This is a genomic window from Streptomyces sp. NPDC001502, assembly GCF_042894785.1.
In the GTDB taxonomy this organism is placed as follows: Bacteria; Actinomycetota; Actinomycetes; order Streptomycetales; family Streptomycetaceae; genus Streptomyces; species Streptomyces kutzneri.
In genome coordinates this window covers 1-1021 of sequence record NZ_JBIAVW010000060.1, presented here as the reverse complement: position 1 = coordinate 1021, position 1021 = coordinate 1, and the positions used below count along the sequence as shown (strand labels likewise).

The 1021-nt window shown below is 65.5% G+C and carries 1 protein-coding gene; it reads right to left on the bottom strand.

The annotated features are described in order from the left end of the window. Positions 1 to 21: 21 nt before the first annotated feature. A partial coding sequence (locus tag ACFY0D_RS40245; protein ID WP_390802818.1) for a toprim domain-containing protein occupies positions 22 to 1021 on the bottom strand: 1000 nt, incomplete at its 5' end.

Here is a 1021-nt window from a genome sequence, read left to right as displayed (position 1 = left end):
GCGGCGGTCAGCGGAGCCGACTCAGATGTCGAGGAAGCGGACGTCCTTGGCGTTGCGCTGGATGAAGGAGCGCCGGGCTTCGACGTCCTCACCCATCAGCACCGAGAACAGGTCGTCGGCCTGCGCCGCGTCGTCGAGGGTGACCTGGCCGAGGACCCGGTGGTCCACGTCCATGGTGGTGACGCGCAGTTCCTCGGCGTTCATCTCGCCCAGACCCTTGAAGCGCTGGATCGAGTCTTCCCTGATCCGCTTGCCGTTCTGCTTGCCGAGTTCCACCAGCGCGTCGCGCTCGCGGTCCGAGTACGCGTACTCGAAGTCGTCCCGGCCCCACTTGATCTTGTAGAGCGGGGGGCGGGACAGGTACACGTGACCGGCCTCGACCAGCGGCCGCATGAAGCGGAAGAGGAAGGTCAGCAGGAGGGTGTTGATGTGCTGGCCGTCGACGTCGGCGTCCGCCATCAGGATGATCTTGTGATAGCGGAGCTTCTCGATGTCGAAGTCCTCGTGCACACCCGTGCCGAAGGCGCTGATCAGCGCCTGGACCTCGGTGTTCTGCAGGATCTTGTCGATCCGGGCCTTCTCGACGTTCAGGATCTTGCCGCGGATCGGCAGGATGGCCTGGTACATCGGGTTGCGGCCGGACTTCGCCGAACCGCCGGCCGAGTCGCCCTCGACGATGAAGATCTCGCACTTGGTCGGGTCGTTCGACTGGCAGTCGGACAGCTTGCCCGGCAGCGAGGCCGACTCCAGCAGACCCTTGCGACGGGTGAGGTCACGGGCCTTGCGGGCCGCGACACGCGCCGTGGCCGCCTGGATCGACTTGCGGATGATGTCCGCGGCCTCGACCGGATTGCGGTCGAACCAGTCGTTGAGGTGCTCGTGGACGACCTTCTGCACGAAGGTCTTGGCCTCCGTGTTGCCCAGCTTGGTCTTCGTCTGCCCCTCGAACTGGGGCTCGCCCAGCTTCACCGAGATGATCGCCGTCAGACCCTCACGGATGTCCTCACCCGCGAGGTTGTCG